This is a genomic window from Orrella sp. JC864 (genome assembly GCF_037026685.1).
Taxonomy (GTDB): Bacteria; Pseudomonadota; Gammaproteobacteria; order Burkholderiales; family Burkholderiaceae_B; genus Orrella.
Genome location: NZ_JBANET010000053.1, coordinates 1 through 1,300, shown reverse-complemented (window position 1 = coordinate 1,300; position 1,300 = coordinate 1). Strand labels below are relative to the sequence as shown.

At 58.3% G+C, this 1,300-nt stretch carries 1 protein-coding gene; it reads right to left on the bottom strand.

Annotated elements, in window-relative coordinates; all coding sequences use genetic code 11:
• Positions 1-39: 39 nt before the first annotated feature.
• Positions 40-1,232 (bottom strand): IS3 family transposase gene (locus tag V8Z80_RS20850; RefSeq protein WP_118996436.1). Its coding sequence is split into 2 segments (ribosomal slippage): positions 40-962 and positions 962-1,232, totalling 1,194 coding nucleotides; the frame shifts between segments, so codons are not numbered across the junction.
• Positions 1,233-1,300: the final 68 nt, after the last annotated feature.

The window sequence follows — 1,300 nt, the reverse complement described above, 5'->3', positions numbered from 1 at the left end:
TGATATTGCCCCCGTTTCTCGTAGTCCTTAGCCTCGGGTTCAGGCAGCGACCTTATATTGGCTCGCATGCCAGCGTTCTTCATATTCCATCGGACTCGTATAGCCCAATGCCGAATGCAGTCGTCGGTGGTTATAGAATGTTATCCAGTCCATCACAGCAGCCGTAGCGACTCGGTGGGAAGCGAATTTCCGCCCCTCCAAACTCGCCAGCTTGAGGCGGGCCCAGAAGCTTTCTATCGGGGCGCTATCCCAACAATCCCCCTTCCTGCTCATTGAGGCACGTATCTGCCGGGTGCGCAATATTTGCTGGAACTCATGGCTGCAATATTGACTACCTCTGTCGCTATCGAATATCAGCCCAGGCGCCGGCAGTCTGCGCAGGTACGCCATTTCCAGGGCATCCTTCACCAGGCTGGTCTGCATGTGGGGCTTGATGCTCCATCCTACGATCTTTCGACTGAACAAGTCGAGCACGGTCGCCAGATACAGCCAACCCTGCTCTGTCGGCAAATACGTGATGTCACCACACCAGATCTGATCTGGTGCAGGAGGATTGAATTGCCGCTGTACCAGATTCGGGGCCACCGGCAGCGCATGCTTGCTGTCGGTCGTGGAAGCATACTTGCGTTTGACCCTGCCACGCACGCCATGGGCTTGCATCAGCAGCCGCACCCGTTCCTTGCCTACACGCAGCCCTCGGCGACGCAGCTCCTGATGGATTCGTGGCCAACCATATTCCCCCTTGACCTCGCGGTGGATGGCTCGGATGTGAACCAACACCCGCTCATCCGGCAGCCGCCTGCGCGTCGGTCCGCCGCAACAGCGCTGCCAACCGTAGTAGCCGCTCTCACTGACTCCCAGCACCCGGCAAATCGCCCGGACAGGCCAGTGGCCCTTCATTTCTTGAATCCAGGCGTACTTTGCAGCGTGTCCTGCGCAAAGTACGCCGCGGCTTTTTTTGCTATATCGCGCTCCATCCTCAGCTGCACGACCTCCGCCCGTAAACGGGCAATCTCCATTTGCTCGGCCGACACAGCACCGGGAGCCGTCGTCGGTGTTGCGACGACACCCAGCTCACCGCGTTGTTGCTGGCGAACCCAATTACCTAAACTGGCCTTTGGGATGCCCAGCGAGCTGGCCACCGAGCCCACAGACGCCCCCGCCAGCACCTGCCGGACACTTTCCTCTTTGAATTCCTGCGTGTACCTTGCACGCCTTCTCGAATCTGACATTCCTTGCTCCTTCTTTCCAATTTAACTGGAACTAAGGACTCCGTCATTCGGGGGCAAGCTCATCTCGG